Origin of the sequence: Nonomuraea sp. NPDC050556 (assembly GCF_044457355.1) — a bacterium.
Lineage (GTDB): Bacteria > Actinomycetota > Actinomycetes > Streptosporangiales > Streptosporangiaceae > Nonomuraea.
Genome location: NZ_JBITGU010000003.1, coordinates 87,965 through 103,981, shown reverse-complemented (window position 1 = coordinate 103,981; position 16,017 = coordinate 87,965). Strand labels below are relative to the sequence as shown.

Below are 16,017 nucleotides of genomic sequence, written 5' to 3'. Positions count from 1 at the left end.
AGCAGTGCCCGAGCAGGACTGGCTGGTCGTCGTCAACGACGAGGAGCAGTACTCCATCTGGGCGGCGGGCACCCCGGTGCCCGCCGGCTGGCGCGAGACCGGCGTGACCGGCGGCAAGGACGCGTGCCTGGCCCACATCGAACAGGTGTGGACCGACATGCGCCCGCTGAGCGTGCGAGGCGACGCATGAGTGAGTGGGTGACGCCCGCGTCGTTCGCGCAGGAGCGGGTCTGGCTGGCCGCCCAGCTGGCCGGCGACTCGCCCGTCTACAACGTCGTCGACCGCGTCGTGCTGCCGCTGCCGCTCGACGCGGCGACGATCACCGACGCACTGGCCGAGGTGGTGCGCAGGCACGAGACGCTGCGCACCTGCTTCACCGTCGCGGACGGCGACCTGATGCAGGTCGTGCACGACGAGGTGCCCGTCGAGGCGACGGTCGTCGACTCCACCGACGGCGTGCTGGAGGCGCTGGCCGCGCTCGACCTCCCGCTCGACGCCGCCCCGCTCTGGCGGGCCGTGATCGTACGGCTGGCGCCGGACGAGTGGTGGCTGGCCATCGTCGCCCACCACACGGTCGTCGACGCCACCTCGCAGCTCAACCTGGCCGCCGAGGTGCTGGAGCTGTGCGCGGCGGCCGTCGAGGCCCGGCCGGCCGACCTGCCGGAGCTGGCGATCCAGTACGCCGACTACGCCGCGTGGCAGCGCGACGCGTTCTCGGCTGACGCGCTGGAGTACTGGAAGGAGAAGCTGGCCGACCTGCCGCCCGTGCACGCCCTGCACACCGACCGGCCGCGCCCCTCCACGCCGTCGTTCAAGGGCGGCGAGGTGACGTTCACCCTCGGCACCTCGCTGATGGCCGACGTCGAGGCGCTGGCCAGGCGGCACAGGGGCAGCACGCTCATGGTGCTGCTCGCCGGGCTGACCGCGTTGCTGCACCGGCTCAGCGGCCAGCAGGACATCGTGGTCGGCGCGCTGGTCGCCGGGCGCGACCGGCCGGAGCTGGTGCCGCTGATCGGCATGTTCGTCAACAACGTGGTGCTGCGCAGCGACCTGTCCGGCGACCCCACGTTCGACGAGCTCGTCGAGCGCGAGCGCGAGCTGGTGCTGGAGGCGTGGGAGTACCAGGACGTGCCGTTCCACAAGATCGTGGAGGCGATCGCGCCGCGCCGCGACCCCGGCGTGCAGCCGCTGTTCCAGATCAGCATCAACTACCTGCCGCAGTCGGGCACGGCGTTCGGCAACGGGACGGCCAGGCGCGACCTGTCGTTCGACTTCACCTCGGGCGAGTGCCGCCTGGAGTACAGCTCCGACCTGTTCGACCACGCGACCGCCGAGTCGCTGGTCGAGCGGTACGTGTCGCTGCTCACCGACGCCGTGGCCCGTCCCGGCACCGCGGTCTCGGCGCTGGAGCTGCTGCGCGAGGGCGAGCGGTCCTGGCTGGTCGAGGGGCGCAACGACCGGGCCGTGCCGTACCCCTCCGACAAGACCCTGCACGGGCTGATCGAGGAGCAGGTGGCGCGGACGCCGGACGCGGCCGCGCTGACCTTCGAGGGCGAGACGATCACCTACGCCGAGCTGAACGAGCGCGCCAACCGGATCGCGCACGGGCTGCGCCGGCGCGGGGTCGGGCCGGAGACGCTGGTCGGGGTGTGCGCGGAACGCTCGTTCGAGCTGGTCGCGGCGATCCTCGGGGTGATGAAGTCGGGCGGCGCTTACGTGCCGCTGGACCCCGAGTATCCGGTGGACCGGCTGGCGTTCCTGGTCGAGGACGCGCAGGCGCCGGTGTTGCTGGCCCAGAGGCATCTGACGGATCTGCTGCCGCCAACCGATGTCCTGCTCCTGGACGACCCCTCGGTGTGGGCAGGCGAAGGCGCGAAAAATCCGTCTATGGAGGTGACCTCGGACAACGTCGCCTACATGATCTACACCTCGGGGTCCACCGGGCGGCCCAAGGGGGTGTCGACGCCGCACAGCGCCGCCGTCAACCACATCGACGACATGCAGCGCCGCATCGGCCTCGGGCCTGGCGACACGATGCTGCAGAAGACCGTGATGAGCGCGGACGTGTCGATGCGCGAGTTCATCTGGCCGCTGCAGACCGGCGCCCGCATGCTGCTGGCCAGGCCAGGCGGCCACAAGGACGCCGCCTACCTGCGCGACCTGATCAACGCAGAGCGGGTCACGATCACCAACTTCGTCCCCTCGATGCTCGCCGTGTTCCTGGAGGAGGACATCTCCACCTGCACGTCGCTGCGCGTGGTCACCAGCGGCGGCGAGGCGCTGCCCGCGCACGTCGGCGCCCGCTTCTCCCGCACGCTGCCCGGCTGCAGGCTGGTCAACATCTACGGACCGACCGAGACGACCATGGACGTCACCTGGTGGCCGGTCACCGCCGACCGCCTGGACGGCGAGACCATCGCCCCGCTGGGCGGCGGCATCCAGAACACCACCCTGTACGTCCTGGACGCGGCGTTGCGCCCGCAGCCGGTGGGCGTGCCGGGAGAGCTCTGCGTCGGCGGCGTGCAGGTGGCTCGCGGCTACCACCGGCGACCGTCGCTGACCGCGCAGCAGTTCGTCCCCGACCCGTACGGCGAGCCGGGCAGCAGGTTGTACCGCACCGGCGACCTGGCCCGCTGGCGTCCCGACGGCACCCTGGAGTTCCTCGGCAGGACCGACGGCCAGATCAAGCTGCGCGGCCTGCGCATCGAGCTGGGCGAGATCGAGTCGGCGCTGCGCGACCAGGACGGCATACGCGACGCGGCCGTGCTGGTCCGCGAGGACGTGCCCGGCGACAAGCGCCTGGTCGGCTACCTGGCCGTGACCGAGGAGCCCGACCTGGCCGAGCTGCGCGCCACGCTGCGCAAGCGGCTGCCCGACCACATGGTGCCCACGGCGTTCGTCACCATGGAACGGTTCCCGCAGACCACCAACGGCAAGCTCGACCGCAAGTCGCTCCCGGCCCCCGAGGGCCAGCGGCTGGTGGCCGCCGAGATCGTCGCGCCGCGCACCGAGATCGAGCGGGAGATCGCCGAGATCTGGGCCGAGGTGCTCGGCATCGCCACGCTGGGCATCGACGACGACTTCTTCGACCTGGGCGGGCACTCGCTGCTGGCCACCCGGGTGGTCGCCAAGCTCCGCAAGATCACCGACGTGACCGGGCGGCAGGTCAGCGTGATGGACCTGTTCCAGGCACCGACCATCAGGCAACTCGCCGAACTGGTCTCCTCGGATTCTGCCGCCGAGGGCAGGCTGCTCTACCAGCTGACCAAGCCGGGCGGCGTCGCTGAGGTCTCCTACGTCTGCATCCCCTACGGCGGCGGCAGCGCGGTGGTTTACCTACCGCTCGCCGAGGCCCTCCCGCCCGGCCACGCGCTCTACTCCCTGGCCATCCCCGGGCACGACGTGGGGCTGGACGAGGACGCGTTGCCGTTCGACGAGCTGGCCGAGCGGTGCACGGACGAGGTGCTCGACCGGGTCCAGGGGCCCATCGTGCTCTACGGGCACTGCGGCGTCGGCGGCGCGCTCGTGGTCGAGCTGGCCAGGCGGCTGGAGGAGGCGGGCAGGGACGTGCGCGCCGTCTACACCGGCGGCGTCTTCCCCTCGGCCCAGCCGCCGGGGCGTTTCAGCCGGTTCATCACCTGGCTGGAGAGCAAGGGCAGCAACCGCTCGCACGCCAACTGGCTGAAGTCGATGGGCGTCGACATGGACGAGATCGACCCGTCGCAGGCCGACCGCATCGTGGCCAACATGCGGCACGACACCCGCAACGCCGAGGCGTACTTCACCCAGCTCCTGGAGGACGGCGCCAAGCCGCTGGACGCGCCGATCATCTCGGTGGTCGGCGAGCGCGACCCGCTCACCGACTACCACCAGGAGCGGTTCAAGGAGTGGACGTTCCTCACCGACACCAGCGCGCTGGTGATCCTCGACGAGGCCGGGCACTTCTTCGTCAAGCACCGCGCGGACGAGCTGGCCGAGATCCTCTCGACCACGCACCTGGACCTCTCCCCCAAGCCGCACCCCGCTGAGGCGAGCTGGTGGCTGGAAGGGGTCCACCACGCGGACGGCTCGTCCGGCGGCGGGGTAAAGCCCGACATGCGGCGCTTCCTGTCCGTCACCGCCGGGCAGCTGGTCTCCATGCTCGGCTCGGCGCTCACCCAGTGGGCGATCCCGGTCTGGATCCTCCTGCAGACCCAGTCGCTGGTCCTGTTCGGACTGTTCGGCGTGGTCGCCTACGCGCCAGGCCTCATCGCGATGCCGCTGGCCGGAGCGCTCGCCGACCGGTACGACAAGCGCCGCATCCTGCTGCTCGCCAGCCTCGCCTCGATGGCCTGCGAGGTGGGCATGGCCGCCGTCGTGTTCTCCGGCGGCACGTCGGTGGGCCCGATCCTCGCCCTCGTCGGGCTGCTCGGCATCGCCTCGGTCTTCCAGCGCGTCGCCTACACCGCGGCGATCCCGCAGCTCGCGCCCAAGCGCTACCTCGGGCACGCCAACGGCATCGCCCAGCTCGTGAACGGCACGGCCATGCTGGTCATGCCGCTCATCGCCGCCGGGCTGCTCGCCGCGATCGACCTGGGCGGCATCCTGGTGCTCGACATGGTCAGCTACGCGGTCGCGATCGGCGTCCTGCTGGCCGTACGGTTCCCCGACCTGATGGGGCGAAAGCGCCGCGAACCGCTGCTCACCGAGATGGCCGAAGGATTCCGGCTGTCGTGGGGCACCAGGGGCTTCCGCGCGATGCTCATCTACTTCTCCGTGCTGAACCTGCTGCTGGCCGCGCCGCTGTTCCTCGTCTCGCCGCTGGTGCTCGGCTTCGGCACCACGGCCGACGTGGGCGCGGTCGCGTTCGCCGAGGGGCTGGGCGCGGTGCTGGGCGGGCTGCTCATGTCGCTGTGGGGCGGTCCGAGGCGCGGGCGGATGGTCAGGCTGATGACGTTCACGCTGCTGGTGGCGGCCTCGGTGCTGGTCACCGGGTTGCGGCCGAACCTGCTGCTGATCGCGGTCGGCGTGTTCGGCACCGGGTTCGGGCTGGCGCTCAGCCAGGGCATCTACATGACGATCATCCAGGTGAAGGTGCCGCAGCGTTTCCACGGGCGGGTGATCTCCATCAACCAGGCGATCTCGTGGGCGGCGTTCCCGGTGGGCTTCGGCGTGCTCACTCCCCTGGCAGGGACGTGGCTGGAGCCGCTGTTCACGCCTTCCGGCGCGCTGGCCTCGTCGGTCGGCGCGGTGATCGGCACCGGCACGGGGCGCGGGCTGGCCTTCGCCTACGTGATCTGCGGTCTCGGGCTTGCCCTGGCCGCGCTCGTGGGGTTGCGCACACGGTTGCTGGCCAGGCTCGACACCGACCTGCCCGACGCGCTGCCCGACGACCTGATCGGCATCCAGCAACGCGAGAAGCGCCTGGCGGCGACCGGAGCACACCATGGCTGAGCCCTTGGATCGCATCATGACCGAACCCCCGATGGCTGCCGTGCCCCAGACCCTCCACGGCCGCTTTCTGGCGGCCGTGGCCGCTCACCCCGACCGGCCCGCGGTGATCGCCGACGGCGGCACCCTCACCTACGCGGAGCTCGCCGCGCGGGTGGGGGCCATCGCGGCCGCCCTGCGCGGGCGGGCCAGGGTGGGCATCCTGCTCGACCACGGCCCGGACACCCTGGCCGCCATCCTGGGCGCGCTGTCGGCGGGCGCCCTGTACGTCCCGCTGGACCCCCGCTATCCGGCGGGACGGCTGGCCCAGATGGCCGCGCTGGCAGAGCCGGACGCCATCGTGGTGACGCCGGGTTTTGCCGCTCTGGCGGAGCGCCTGGCCCCTTCGGCCGCCCTGGTCGACATAACCGATTTGTCGCCCGGCACCTTCTCTATGGCGGTTTCTCCGGACGCTCCGGCGTACATCCTGTTCACCTCGGGATCCACCGGCAGCCCCAAGGGCGTCGTGCAGACGCACGCCAACGCCCTGTTCCAGGTGGACACGCACACGGCGAACCTGCGGATCACCCCGGACGACCGGGTGAGCGTGCTGTCGTCGTTCAGCTTCGACATGGCGATGACCGACGGCTTCTCCGCGCTGCTCAACGGCGCCGCCTCGGTGCCGGTGGACCTGCGCGTGCACGGCCTCACCGCGCTCGCCGAGCTCCTGACCGCGCGCGGGGTGACGATCTACCACTCGACCCCGACGGTGTACCGCTACCTCCTCGACGCCCTCCCCCGCGACGGGAGGCTGAGCTCGATCCGCGTGGTCCTGCTGGGCGGCGAGGAGGTGGTCCGCGATGACCTGACCCGCTTCACCCAGCACTTCGGCGAGGACGCGGTCTTCGTCAACGGCTACGGCGCCACCGAGATCAGCTTCGCCGTACAGAACCATCTGACCGTGGCGGACATCTGCGCCGAGCAGGGCGTGGGAGCCGGGGTGGTCCCGATCGGGCTGCCGCTGGCGGGCCTCGACGTGCGGCTTGAGCCGTCGCCCGAGGGCGAGATCGTCATCTACGGCCCTTACCTGGCGTCCTACTGGCGCTCCGACAGCCCGCGCTTCGGCGCGACTCCGGACGGCACCCGCTTCTACCGGACAGGCGACCTGGGCCGCCTGCTACCCGACGGCCGCATCCTCTCCCTGGGCCGGGCGGACCGGCAGGTGAAGATCCGCGGCTACCGGGTGGAGCTCGGCGAGGTGGAGGCGGCGCTGACCGCGCTGCCCGAGGTGACCCAGGCGTCGGTGACCGCCCGCGAGCTCCGTCCTGGCGAGAAGCAGATCGTCGCCCACATCATCGGCGAGACGGCCGACCCCGCGACCGTGCGCAAGGCCCTGACCGACGTGCTGCCGGACTACATGCTGCCCGCGGTGATCGTCCGGGTGGACGACTTCCCGCTCACCCCGACCGGCAAGGTCGACACGACCGAGCTGACCGGGCCGGAGCAGGTGATCGCGTCGGCCTGGCGCGGGGTGCTGGGCGTCGACTCCGTGGCCACCGACCAGAACTTCTTCGAGATCGGCGGCCATTCGCTGCTGATGGCCCAGGTGCAGCAACGCCTGGAGGAGTCCCTGGGCGAGCGCATCCCGCTGGCGACGCTCTACGCCCACCCGACGGTCGCATCCCTGGCCGCCCACCTGACCGGCGCCAGCCGTACGGCGGAGGCCAGGACCGACCGGGCGGCCAGGCGCCAGGCGCGCAGGAGGTGAGCGGTCAGCTGGGGCGGTTGCCGGTGGGAATGACGATCTTGGTCTGGGCGCCTTTGGTGAGGTAGTACGTGGTCCACTTCTTGACCATCTCGTCCAGGAGCCAGGCTGCTGCGGGCACCAGCGGGAACCCGATCAGGCCCTCGCGGAACTTCACCAGCAGCGGCCAGGCGGTCCTGATCACCGGGTCCCACAGCAGCTCGTGCGGGATGCCGTTCCAGTCGGCCACCTGGTTGCCGGTGAGGTACCTGGCGAACGCGTTGACCATGGGCTTGTCGAGGCCGCCTGGGCTGGTCAGCTCGGCGAGCATGCCGCGCAGGATGCCGTTCAGCTCGACGCCCTCCGCGGTCGGGCCCATGTTCCTGGGCAGGACGATGTCGGACTGGGCGTAGGAGGAGTCCCAGGTGGCGGGGAGGAACTCGTCCCTGATGCCGAGCATGTGGCCCATCACCTGCAGCGACTGCAGGTAGCCCGTGGCCTCCTCCGCGGAGATGCGCACCTTCCAGTCGCGCATCCCGCGCATGGAGTAGGTGGCCAGGGTGTGCCAGGTGACGAGCATGTCCTCCTGGCTGATCGGGATCGGGCCCGACCAGTGCGGGGAGGACTTCAGCAGGTGCCGCACCGCGGCGTGCACCAGCCGGGTCTTCACCGCCTCGACCACGGCCGTGCCACCGGCCGACCAGGCGTTCTGGGGCCTCACCGCGTACGCCAGGATGTTCGTCTTGGCGATCCGGTCCTTCAGGTTCGCGCCGCCGGCGGAGTAGTAGACCGCGCGGGCCTCCTTGGGGATGGCGGTGGCCAGCATGCCGGCGCCGACGATGGTGAGGACGACGATGTAGTTGCCCTTGAGCGCGTGGAACCTGGCCCCGGCGTCCAGCTTGGCCGGGTCGGCCCACGACGGTAACTGGCGGGCCTGCTCGATGAAGGCCCGCAGGTCCTCGGGCAGCCCGGCGGGCAGGGGCTGGTCGTTCTTGTTCCAGTCGTAGAGGAGCCGGTTGACCTCGGGGATGAGCCCGCGGTCGAACAGCGAGGCGAGGAGCGGGTCGGCGACGTCGTCCCACACCCACCGGGGGTCGGCGCCGCTGCCGGAACCGGCGATCGAACCGCTGGCCGGCCAGTCCCAGCCGGTGGCCGCCTGGGCCGGGGAGGCGATCCCCAACGCGCCGAGCGCGCCCAGGGCGCTGCCCGAGATCAGTATCTCGCGCCTGCTCAACTCTGCCATCTGCACTCCTTCTGAATGATACTCAGATACAAACCATGAGTCCGTGTATCATCATCATCAGAGCACAGTGTGACGAGCCTCACAAGGCCCACATTTCAGGCAGAATCCCCTACTGGAGGTAAGCGTGGAGTCCGTGCTGTCGGAGTCGTTGCTGGAGCGCGCGTACGTCGACGCCGTCGAGCGGGTCGACGACCTCGACGAGCTGCGGACGCGCATCCTTGACGCGGCATACGTACAGTTCTGCCGGATGGGCCTGCGGCGCTCGACGATGGAGGACGTGGCGAGGCTGGCGAAGGTGTCGCGCATCACCGTCTACCGGCGCTTCGACAGCAAGGACACTCTGGTCGAACACGTGGTACGCAGGGAGTTCCGCCGCTACTTCGACCGGTTCCTCGTGGACATAGAGCAGGCGACCACCGCCGCCGACCGGGTGATCCTGGGCTTCGTCACTTCCTTGCGCGCCATCCGCAGCAACCCCCTGATCGGCGGCCTCATGTCCACCGAGCCCGACCTGCTGGTCCCCTCGATGACCGCGGACGGCGGCCAGACCCTGGCAACGGTCCGCCAGTTCGTCGCGGGTCAACTCCGCCGCGAACAACGCGCAGGCCACGTCTCAGGCGTGTTGGACGTCGACCTGGTGGCCGAGATGATGGTCCGGATCTCCACGTCGTTCCTGGCCATCCCCAGCGCCGTCATCGACCTGGACGACGACACCCAGTTGGCCGCCGTGGCCCGCCGCTTCCTCGTCCCCATGCTGGAGCCCCCCACCACCACATAAAAAAACCCGACCCTCACGGGCCAGGCTTCAGGTGTTTCCTGCAGGGACTTCCAGGTCAGCCGGAGCGGCGGGCGACCGTCACGCGTGGGGGTTCGGGGGGTCGCCCCCCGTGTAAACAGCGGAGCGTGCTGGGGAGCAAGCCACCGGCTTGCGAACAGCACGCTCTACACGTGGAGCTAAGGAGATTCGAACTCCTGACCCCCTCCATGCCATGGAGGTGCGCTACCAGCTGCGCTATAGCCCCGCGCCTTGCGGCTGTTGCAAGTGTATCGGAATCCGGGAATGCGCGAGCCACCTCCATGGTTGAGGGCGATAACGGTTTTCATTGCAAGAGGAGGTGCAGTACCACCATGGCGACCAAGGACACCCGCCCGGTGATCAAGCTGCGGTCGACGGCAGGCACCGGCTACACCTACGTGACCACCAAGAGCAGGCGCAACACCCCAGACCGCCTCTCCGTCACGAAGTACGACCCCACCATCCGCCAGCACGTCCTGTTCCGGGAGGAACGATGAAGAAGAACCTGCACCCCGCCTACCACAACGTCGTCTTCCGCGACCCGAGCGCCGACTTCGCCATCCTCACCCGCTCCACGGCCACCAGCACCAAGACCGTCGAGTGGAGTGACGGCAACGTCTACCCGGTGATCGACGTCGACGTCTCCTCCGCGAGCCACCCGTTCTACACCGGCAAGAACCGCCTGGTGGACACCGAGGGCCGCGTGGAGAAGTTCAACCAGAGGTACGGCAAGCGCTGACTTACAGTCACCAGTTGCTACCGTGCGTTGCATGGGAACCGTCGAAGCACAGCCGCTGACCACGCGGTGCGCGCGCATTCTCGCCGAGCGGGAGCATGCCCTGCTCGGCGTGAGCGCGTTGAACGGCTTTTTCAGCGTCCCCGTCCTCACGGAGCTGCTGCGCTGGGCACGAGGGCAGTTCGCCAGAGTGAACGTCCTGGTGCCCGGCATGGAGCTGACCGGCACGCTGGCCGCCAGGGGGTACCGGCCGGACAAGGTCGTCAAGAAGGCCCGCGCGGAGATCAACAGCACCCGCAACCGGGTCACCCGCGCGCTGAACGCCCTGGAGGCGACCGACGTCGGCGTCTTCAGCTGGACCGACCTGTACGGCGTGCCCGCCTACACCCGGATGCGCGCCCAGCTCGGCCACCTGTTCGCCACCGACTCCACGTTCAGGGAGCACTGCGTGGCCGCGCTCGCCCCGATCGTGGACAGCGGCACACCGTCCGAGCAACAGGTGGAAGACGCCATCCCGTTCCTGCTCGCCGAGCTTCCCCTCGTCCTGGACACCCCGTCGATCGTCGGCAGCCGGACGTCGTTGTTCTGCTACCCCCGTGTGATGCCCATGGCGAATTGGCTTTTCGCCGGAATGCTCCCCGTGTTTCCGAGTTCGGGTCAAGGAATTCTGACAATTCGGTTGACAAGCATTGCCGCAGGTGAGGACCATGAGGCGCAGGTTCTTTACCGGGGTGGGACATGAACTCACATGCACGGAATGCCGGTTATGCCTTCGACACGAGCGACATGGATCACGACGGATTTCTCGACCGCCGCGACATGCTCGTGGTCGCCAGATCCGTATGTGACCGGCTGGGCATCCCAGAGCCCTCAGAACAACGCGCCACCGTCATATCCGCCTACGAGGCCGCCTGGCACAACGCGGTTGCCGTCATCGGCACCGACGACGCCGGACGGATCAGCAGAAACTCCTACATTCACCACGCCACGTCCAAGGGCGTGGACCGGCTGGCGTTCGTGGCCAGAATCGTCTGGCCGATCGGCGACGCGCTCTGGGACGCGCTCGACACCGACGGCGATGAGAAACTGACCAGGGCGGAGTATCTCCGGCTGTGGGCGGCGTACGACGTGGAGGGACGTACGGCGCGCGAAGCCTTCGAGACGCTCGACGAGAACAGGGACGGGCGGCTGTCGAAGGACGAGTTCGCCCAGGCCATCTACGACTTCTACTACGGCAACGCGAGCGAGGTCCCCATCTTCGGTCGCCTTCCAGAACCGACGTAAGGAGACCAGCCAGGGGCCGCACCCCGCCCAGGGGCGGCACTCCCGCCGAGCGCCGCGCCGGGGCGCGCGCCTGCGGGGGTGCCGTCACAGGGAGTGGTGCCACAAGCTGCCACAAGCCGTCAGCGGACCGCGCTTGCCTGGGTGATCAGGTTGGACAGCTCGGTCACCATCGGGTCCTCTACCGCCTGCGCCAGGCGCTGGGCCTGCTCGGCCAGCGAGGACAGGTCGAGCCCGAACGCCTTCTGGTTGTCACGCATGTAGAGCGCGAACCCCGCGGCCACCACGTCGACCTGGAGCCGCATCGGCGCCTTGGTCCACAGGGCGGGCGCGAGCTGCCCCGCGTCCACGCTCTTGCTGGCCTCGGACGGGCTCCTGGTGTCGGGGTCCTGCCAGCGCACGGTCGCCGTGGCGAGCTGACCCGTCGCGCCCGGCTTCAGCCGTACGGAATAGAGGGCCGTCACCGAGTGGCCGGGCCCGATCTCGCCGCCGTCCTTGGTGTCGTCGCGGAAGTCCTGGGCGGCGATCGCCCGGTTCTCGTACCCGATGAGCTGGTACTTCTCGACCACGGAAGGGTTGAAGACGACCTGGGCCTTGGCGTCGCGCGCCCGCAGCTCGATGTTGCCGGGCAGTTGCGAGGTGAACGCCTTGTTCGCCTCCTCCACCGTGCTCACGTAGATCGCCATGCCGTCGCCGTTGTCGGCGAGCTGCTCCATCAGGGTGTCGCCGTAGTCGCGGCCGACGCCGACGGTCAGCAGCGTGATCTGCTTGCCCGCGTACTCCTTGACCTGGTCGAGGATCGCCTGCCACTCGGTGGAGCCCTGGTTGGCCAGCCCGTCGGAGAGCAGGATGACCCGGTTCGTCGCGACCGGGCGGAACGACTGCGACGCCTGCCTGAACCCCTCGACGAGCCCGGCCTGGAGGTTCGTCCCGCCCTTCACCGTCAGCTCGTCGACGGCGCTCAGCAGCTCGTCCCGCGAGGCCAGCGGCGTCATCGAGGCCAGCACCTCGGCGCTGTCGCTGAAGGCGACGATCGAGACCTGGTCGCCTGGGGAGAGCTGGCCGAGCAGCGTGCGCAGGGCGTCCTTGACCAGGTCGAGCCTGCCCGGCTCACCCATGGAACCGGACACGTCGACGACGAACGTCAGGTTGGCGGGGCGCCTGGAGGCCGAGGTCGCCTCGCGCGTCTGCAGGCCGACCCGGACCACGGCCTGGTCCTCGTCGGCCAGCCTGGCCCCGTCGACGTGGACGGTGAACCCGTCGTCGGCGGGCTGCGCGTAGTCCTGCCTGAAGGAGTTGACGAACTCCTCCGGCCTGACCTGGCCGGGCTCGGGCCAGCGGCCCTCCTTGAGGGTACGGCGGGCGTATCCGTAGGAAGCGGTGTCCACGTCGAGGGCGAACGTGGAGATCTGCGCCTGGGTGGTGTCCTTTTCCTCGTCTGCGGCGTTGGTGGATTTGGCAGGCATCGGCGCCTTGCTCGCGGCCGCCGATTGTTGCACGCCGGAAGGCGCTCTCTCCTCTGAGCCGCTCTGGGAGCCGCTGCCGCCGCAGCCCGCCAACACCAGCAGGCCCGCTAATCCGGCAGTTACCACGATGGGGCGAAATTTCATTTCAACCACCTCCAAGCCGTTCGACGGACTTGGACAGCAGGTGGCCGGGCCCTTCACTCAAGCGAGCGCAAACCGTGTTCGCAGCGTGATCACGGCTTCCAGGCCGGATCCCGCCCGCTGATCCCCAGCATCCGGTCGAGCGCCGGGGCGTCGTCGGGCACCGTGACGCGCTCGGAGTAGACGTGGTTCTCCTGCGCCATCGCCCCCATCGACACCGAGAAGGCGTGCACCAGCTCCGCCGCCTCCTCCTCCACCTCGTACGGCTGGCCGGTCGCGGCGGCCAGGTCCCAGCCGTGCGTGACCAGGTCGCCGAGGAACATCACGGCCACCTTCGCCTGCGGCTGGCCGAGCCCGGTGCTCACGCCCTCCCACGCGTCCGGGTTCTCCCACGCGGCGAGCGCGACCTCGACCCGCGCCGGGAAGTCGCCCGCGTACTCGCCCTGCGGCGGCATCTGCCCCTTGTCCGCCAGCGCGGCGAACAGGTCGGCGATCCACTCCAGGTGCGTGATCAGCTGCTTGACGTTCCAGTCGGCGCAGGGCGTCGGCTGGTCGAACTGCTCGGGCCGTACCTGACGCACGACGGTGACCGTCCGGTCGGCGGCTTGCCGGAGCAGGGGCAGAATGTCTTTCATGCCGTTCACCATGGCCACACCTGCCCAACGGCGTCTTGTAGAAACGCGCCACAGGGGATGGGTCGCCCCGGCGGCCGCGCAGTTCTCCTTCGGCGCCTACGCCCCGTCCGCGGAGCTGGCGCCTTTTCTGGACCAGTTCTGGATCACCCACTGGGATCTGGACGAGCCGTTCGAGCAGCACCTGGTCAGCCATCCCAGCGTGAACCTGACGATCACCGAGGAGTTCTCCAGGGTCGCCGGGGTGATCCGCGGCACCTTCCACTGCCGGATGGAGGGCACCGGCCGCGTGGTCGGCGCACGTTTCCGTCCCGGCGGTTACCGCCCGTTCCTCGAGGGCCCGGTGTCCCAGCTGACCGGGCGCTTCCTCCCTCTCCACGAGGACGAGCTCAGCGCCGAGGTGCTCGCGGCGGACGACGAGGGGGCGATGGCGGCGATCGAACGGTTCCTGCTGGCGCGCGGTCCGCGCCCCGACCCGGTTGTCGACGAGGTCGCCGCCCTGGTCAGGCTGGTCGAGGAGGACGTCTCGGTGACCCGCGTCGACCGCCTGGCCGAGCTCGCGGGCACCTCGGTCAGGTCGCTGCAGCGGGTGTTCAACGACTACGTGGGCATCGGCCCCAAATGGGTGATCCGCCGCTTCCGCCTGCACGAGGTGGCGGCCAGGATGAACTCCAGCGAACCGGTCGACCTGGCGGCGCTGGCCGTACAGCTCGGTTATGCCGACCAGGCCCATCTCACCCGCGACTTCACCAGCGCCATCGGCACGCCCCCTGCCACCTACGCGCGGACGTCCGCCTGAGACACTCGGTCCATGCTGCTCCCTCTGCCCTCGAGGTTGCCGACCATCGCCGTGCTGGCCTTCGACGGCATGGCGCCGTTCGAACTGGGCTGCGTGGTGGAGATCTTCGGTCTCCCCCGGCCCGAGCTGCAGGTCCCGTGGTACTCGCTCAAGGTCTGCGCGCAGACGTCAGGGCCGCTCAGGGTGGTCGGCGGCTTCACCATGCAGGCGGAGCACGGGCTGGACGAGCTGGCAGCGGCCGACACGGTGATCGTGCCGGGCGTCGCCGACGTGCGCGCCGAGGTGCCCGCCGACGTGGTCGCCGCCCTCGGGCGGGCGCACGCGCGGGGCGCCAGGATGGTCTCGATCTGCTCGGGCGCGTTCGCGCTGGCCGCCGCAGGGCTGCTCGACGGGCGCGAGGCGACCACCCACTGGAAGTACGCCGACCTGCTGCAACACCGCTTCCCGCAGGTGCGGGTGAACCCCGGTGTGCTGTACGTCGACGACGGGGACGTGCTGACCAGCGCGGGCAGCGCCGCGGGGCTCGACCTGCTGGTGCACCTGGTGCGCAAGGACCACGGCGCGAACGTGGCCAACGCGGTCGCCCGCCGCCTGGTCATCTCGCCGCACCGGGAGGGCGGTCAGGCGCAGTTCATCCAGGCCGCGGTGACCGCCGTGGACGACGACGACGCGATCGCGCGGGCGATGGAGTGGGCGATGGCCCACTTGGCCGGGCCGATCAGCGTGGCCGACCTGGCCAGGGTGGCGTGCATGTCGGAGCGCACCTTCATCCGGCGGTTCGGTCAGCAGACCGGCACCAGCCCGCTGCGCTGGGTGATCTCGCAGCGGGTGGCGGCCAGCCTGCCGATGCTGGAGTCGACGGGCGCGCCGGTGGAGGAGATCGGCGCGGCGGTCGGGTTCGAGAGCCCGGTCACGTTCCGCCACCACTTCACCCGCGCGATGCGCACCTCCCCCTCTGCGTACCGCAGGGCGTTCGCGGGTTAGCTCAGCGATTCCACGAAGCGCGCCATCCCGGCCAGCCAGCGGTCGGGATCCTCGGCCTTCCTGCGGACGAACTCGGCCACCTCCGGGTGCGGGAAGATGTGGAACCGCTCCTGACCGAGCCCCTCCACCACCTTCTCAGCGACCAGCGCGGGATCCAGGATGTCGCCGGACGCGCCCACCGCCCTGGCGGTCAGGTGCGACTCCTCCATGCCGCGCTCGAACATCGCCGTCCGCACACCCTGCGGGCACAACACGCTGACCTTCACCCCGGCGGGCGCGTAGTGGATGGCCACCCACTCGGCGAACGAGATCGCCGCCGCCTTGCTCACCGCGTACGGGGCGTCGCCGGGGCAGCTGATCAGCCCGGCGGCCGAGCAGGTGTTGAGCAGGTACCCGCCGCCCCGCGCCGCCATCAGCGGCACGACCGCCCTGGCCGCGTAGACGTGGGCGAGCACGTTGACCGCGAGCGTCCTGGTCCATTCCAGGTCGGTGGCGTCGAGCCCGTGGCCGGTGATGATCCCGGCGTTGGAGCAGAACAGGCCGATCGGGCCGAGGACCCGCTCCGCCGTACCGACCAGCTCCTTGATGTCGTCCTCCACGGCCACGTCCGTGCGTACGGCCAGCGCCCGGTCGCCGATCTCGGCGGCCACCGCGCTCGCGCCCGCCTCGTCGAGGTCGGCCACCACGATCCCGGCCGCGCCCTCCTTCGCGAAGCGCAGCGCCATCGCGCGGCCGATGCCGCTGGCCGCGCCCGTGACGACGACGACTTGATCCCTGATCTCCATC

General features: G+C 70.1%; 14 protein-coding genes and 1 tRNA gene. 10 read left to right on the top strand and 5 right to left on the bottom strand.

Annotation, left to right across the window (positions count from 1 at the left end):
• The first annotated feature begins 4 nt into the window (after positions 1 to 4).
• From ACIBG8_RS29705 to ACIBG8_RS29695, 3 genes are read left to right on the top strand one after another with little or no spacing between them, the layout of a single operon-like run.
• Positions 5 to 190 carry an MbtH family protein gene (locus ACIBG8_RS29705; RefSeq protein WP_397346304.1) on the top strand — a complete coding sequence of 62 codons (186 nt, stop codon included), beginning with the start codon at positions 5 to 7 and terminating at the stop codon, positions 188 to 190.
• Positions 187 to 5,433: an amino acid adenylation domain-containing protein gene (locus ACIBG8_RS29700; RefSeq protein ID WP_397346303.1), complete on the top strand. Its 5,247-nt coding sequence runs from the start codon at positions 187 to 189 to the stop codon at positions 5,431 to 5,433. The genes ACIBG8_RS29705 and ACIBG8_RS29700 overlap by 4 nt, the downstream gene beginning before the upstream one ends.
• Before the next feature lie 16 nt (positions 5,434 to 5,449).
• Positions 5,450 to 7,177, top strand: coding sequence for a non-ribosomal peptide synthetase (locus tag ACIBG8_RS29695; RefSeq protein WP_397346302.1), 1,728 nt, complete (start codon positions 5,450 to 5,452; stop codon positions 7,175 to 7,177).
• Positions 7,178 to 7,181: 4 nt separating this feature from the next.
• Here ACIBG8_RS29695 and ACIBG8_RS29690 read toward each other — a convergent pair whose 3' ends face one another.
• On the bottom strand, positions 7,182 to 8,396 hold the full coding sequence (locus tag ACIBG8_RS29690; RefSeq protein ID WP_397346301.1) for an oxygenase MpaB family protein: 1,215 nt from the start codon (positions 8,394 to 8,396) through the stop codon (positions 7,182 to 7,184).
• Positions 8,397 to 8,520: 124 nt separating this feature from the next.
• On the opposite strand from ACIBG8_RS29690, the gene ACIBG8_RS29685 reads away from it, so the two are divergent.
• Positions 8,521 to 9,174 (top strand): TetR/AcrR family transcriptional regulator, encoded by a 654-nt coding sequence (locus ACIBG8_RS29685; protein ID WP_397346300.1) that lies wholly within the window; start codon positions 8,521 to 8,523, stop codon positions 9,172 to 9,174.
• 171 nt (positions 9,175 to 9,345) lie between these two features.
• On the opposite strand, the gene ACIBG8_RS29680 is transcribed toward ACIBG8_RS29685, so the two are convergent.
• Positions 9,346 to 9,418 (bottom strand) — tRNA-Ala (locus ACIBG8_RS29680).
• Between the two features lie 106 nt (positions 9,419 to 9,524).
• Here ACIBG8_RS29680 and rpmG point away from each other — a divergent pair.
• The 4 genes from rpmG to ACIBG8_RS29660 are packed head-to-tail and all read left to right on the top strand — an operon-like array spanning position 9,525 to position 11,212.
• On the top strand, positions 9,525 to 9,689 hold the full coding sequence (gene rpmG, locus ACIBG8_RS29675) for a 50S ribosomal protein L33 (protein ID WP_397346299.1): 165 nt from the start codon (positions 9,525 to 9,527) through the stop codon (positions 9,687 to 9,689).
• On the top strand, positions 9,686 to 9,931 hold the full coding sequence (locus tag ACIBG8_RS29670; protein WP_397346298.1) for a type B 50S ribosomal protein L31: 246 nt from the start codon (positions 9,686 to 9,688) through the stop codon (positions 9,929 to 9,931). Before rpmG ends, ACIBG8_RS29670 begins: the two co-directional genes overlap by 4 nt.
• Positions 9,932 to 9,962: 31 nt before the next feature.
• Positions 9,963 to 10,670: a tRNA-dependent cyclodipeptide synthase gene (locus ACIBG8_RS29665; protein WP_397346297.1), complete on the top strand. Its 708-nt coding sequence runs from the start codon at positions 9,963 to 9,965 to the stop codon at positions 10,668 to 10,670.
• Complete coding sequence (locus ACIBG8_RS29660) at positions 10,667 to 11,212, top strand: EF-hand domain-containing protein (protein ID WP_397346296.1); 546 nt, start codon at positions 10,667 to 10,669, stop codon at positions 11,210 to 11,212. Before ACIBG8_RS29665 ends, ACIBG8_RS29660 begins: the two co-directional genes overlap by 4 nt.
• Positions 11,213 to 11,331: 119 nt before the next feature.
• Here the strand turns inward: ACIBG8_RS29660 and ACIBG8_RS29655 are convergent, their stop codons facing one another.
• Together ACIBG8_RS29655 and ACIBG8_RS29650 are read right to left on the bottom strand one after the other, a co-directional pair.
• Positions 11,332 to 12,819, bottom strand: coding sequence for a von Willebrand factor type A domain-containing protein (locus ACIBG8_RS29655; protein WP_397346295.1), 1,488 nt, complete (start codon positions 12,817 to 12,819; stop codon positions 11,332 to 11,334).
• Positions 12,820 to 12,908: 89 nt separating this feature from the next.
• Positions 12,909 to 13,451, bottom strand: a complete 543-nt coding sequence (locus ACIBG8_RS29650; RefSeq protein WP_397346294.1) for a TIGR03086 family metal-binding protein — start codon at positions 13,449 to 13,451, stop codon at positions 12,909 to 12,911.
• Here ACIBG8_RS29650 and ACIBG8_RS29645 point away from each other — a divergent pair.
• Both ACIBG8_RS29645 and ftrA read left to right on the top strand, forming a co-directional pair.
• On the top strand, positions 13,450 to 14,247 hold the full coding sequence (locus tag ACIBG8_RS29645; protein WP_397346293.1) for a DUF6597 domain-containing transcriptional factor: 798 nt from the start codon (positions 13,450 to 13,452) through the stop codon (positions 14,245 to 14,247). The genes ACIBG8_RS29650 and ACIBG8_RS29645 overlap by 2 nt on opposite strands.
• Positions 14,248 to 14,259: 12 nt before the next feature.
• The gene (ftrA, locus tag ACIBG8_RS29640) at positions 14,260 to 15,231 is read left to right on the top strand and encodes a transcriptional regulator FtrA (RefSeq protein WP_397346292.1); all 972 of its coding nucleotides are present in this window, start codon (positions 14,260 to 14,262) and stop codon (positions 15,229 to 15,231) included.
• Here the strand turns inward: ftrA and ACIBG8_RS29635 are convergent.
• A complete protein-coding gene (locus ACIBG8_RS29635) occupies positions 15,228 to 16,016 on the bottom strand; it encodes an SDR family oxidoreductase (protein ID WP_397346291.1) in 789 nt (262 codons plus the stop codon). The two genes, ftrA and ACIBG8_RS29635, sit on opposite strands and share 4 nt — an antisense overlap.
• Position 16,017: the final 1 nt, after the last annotated feature.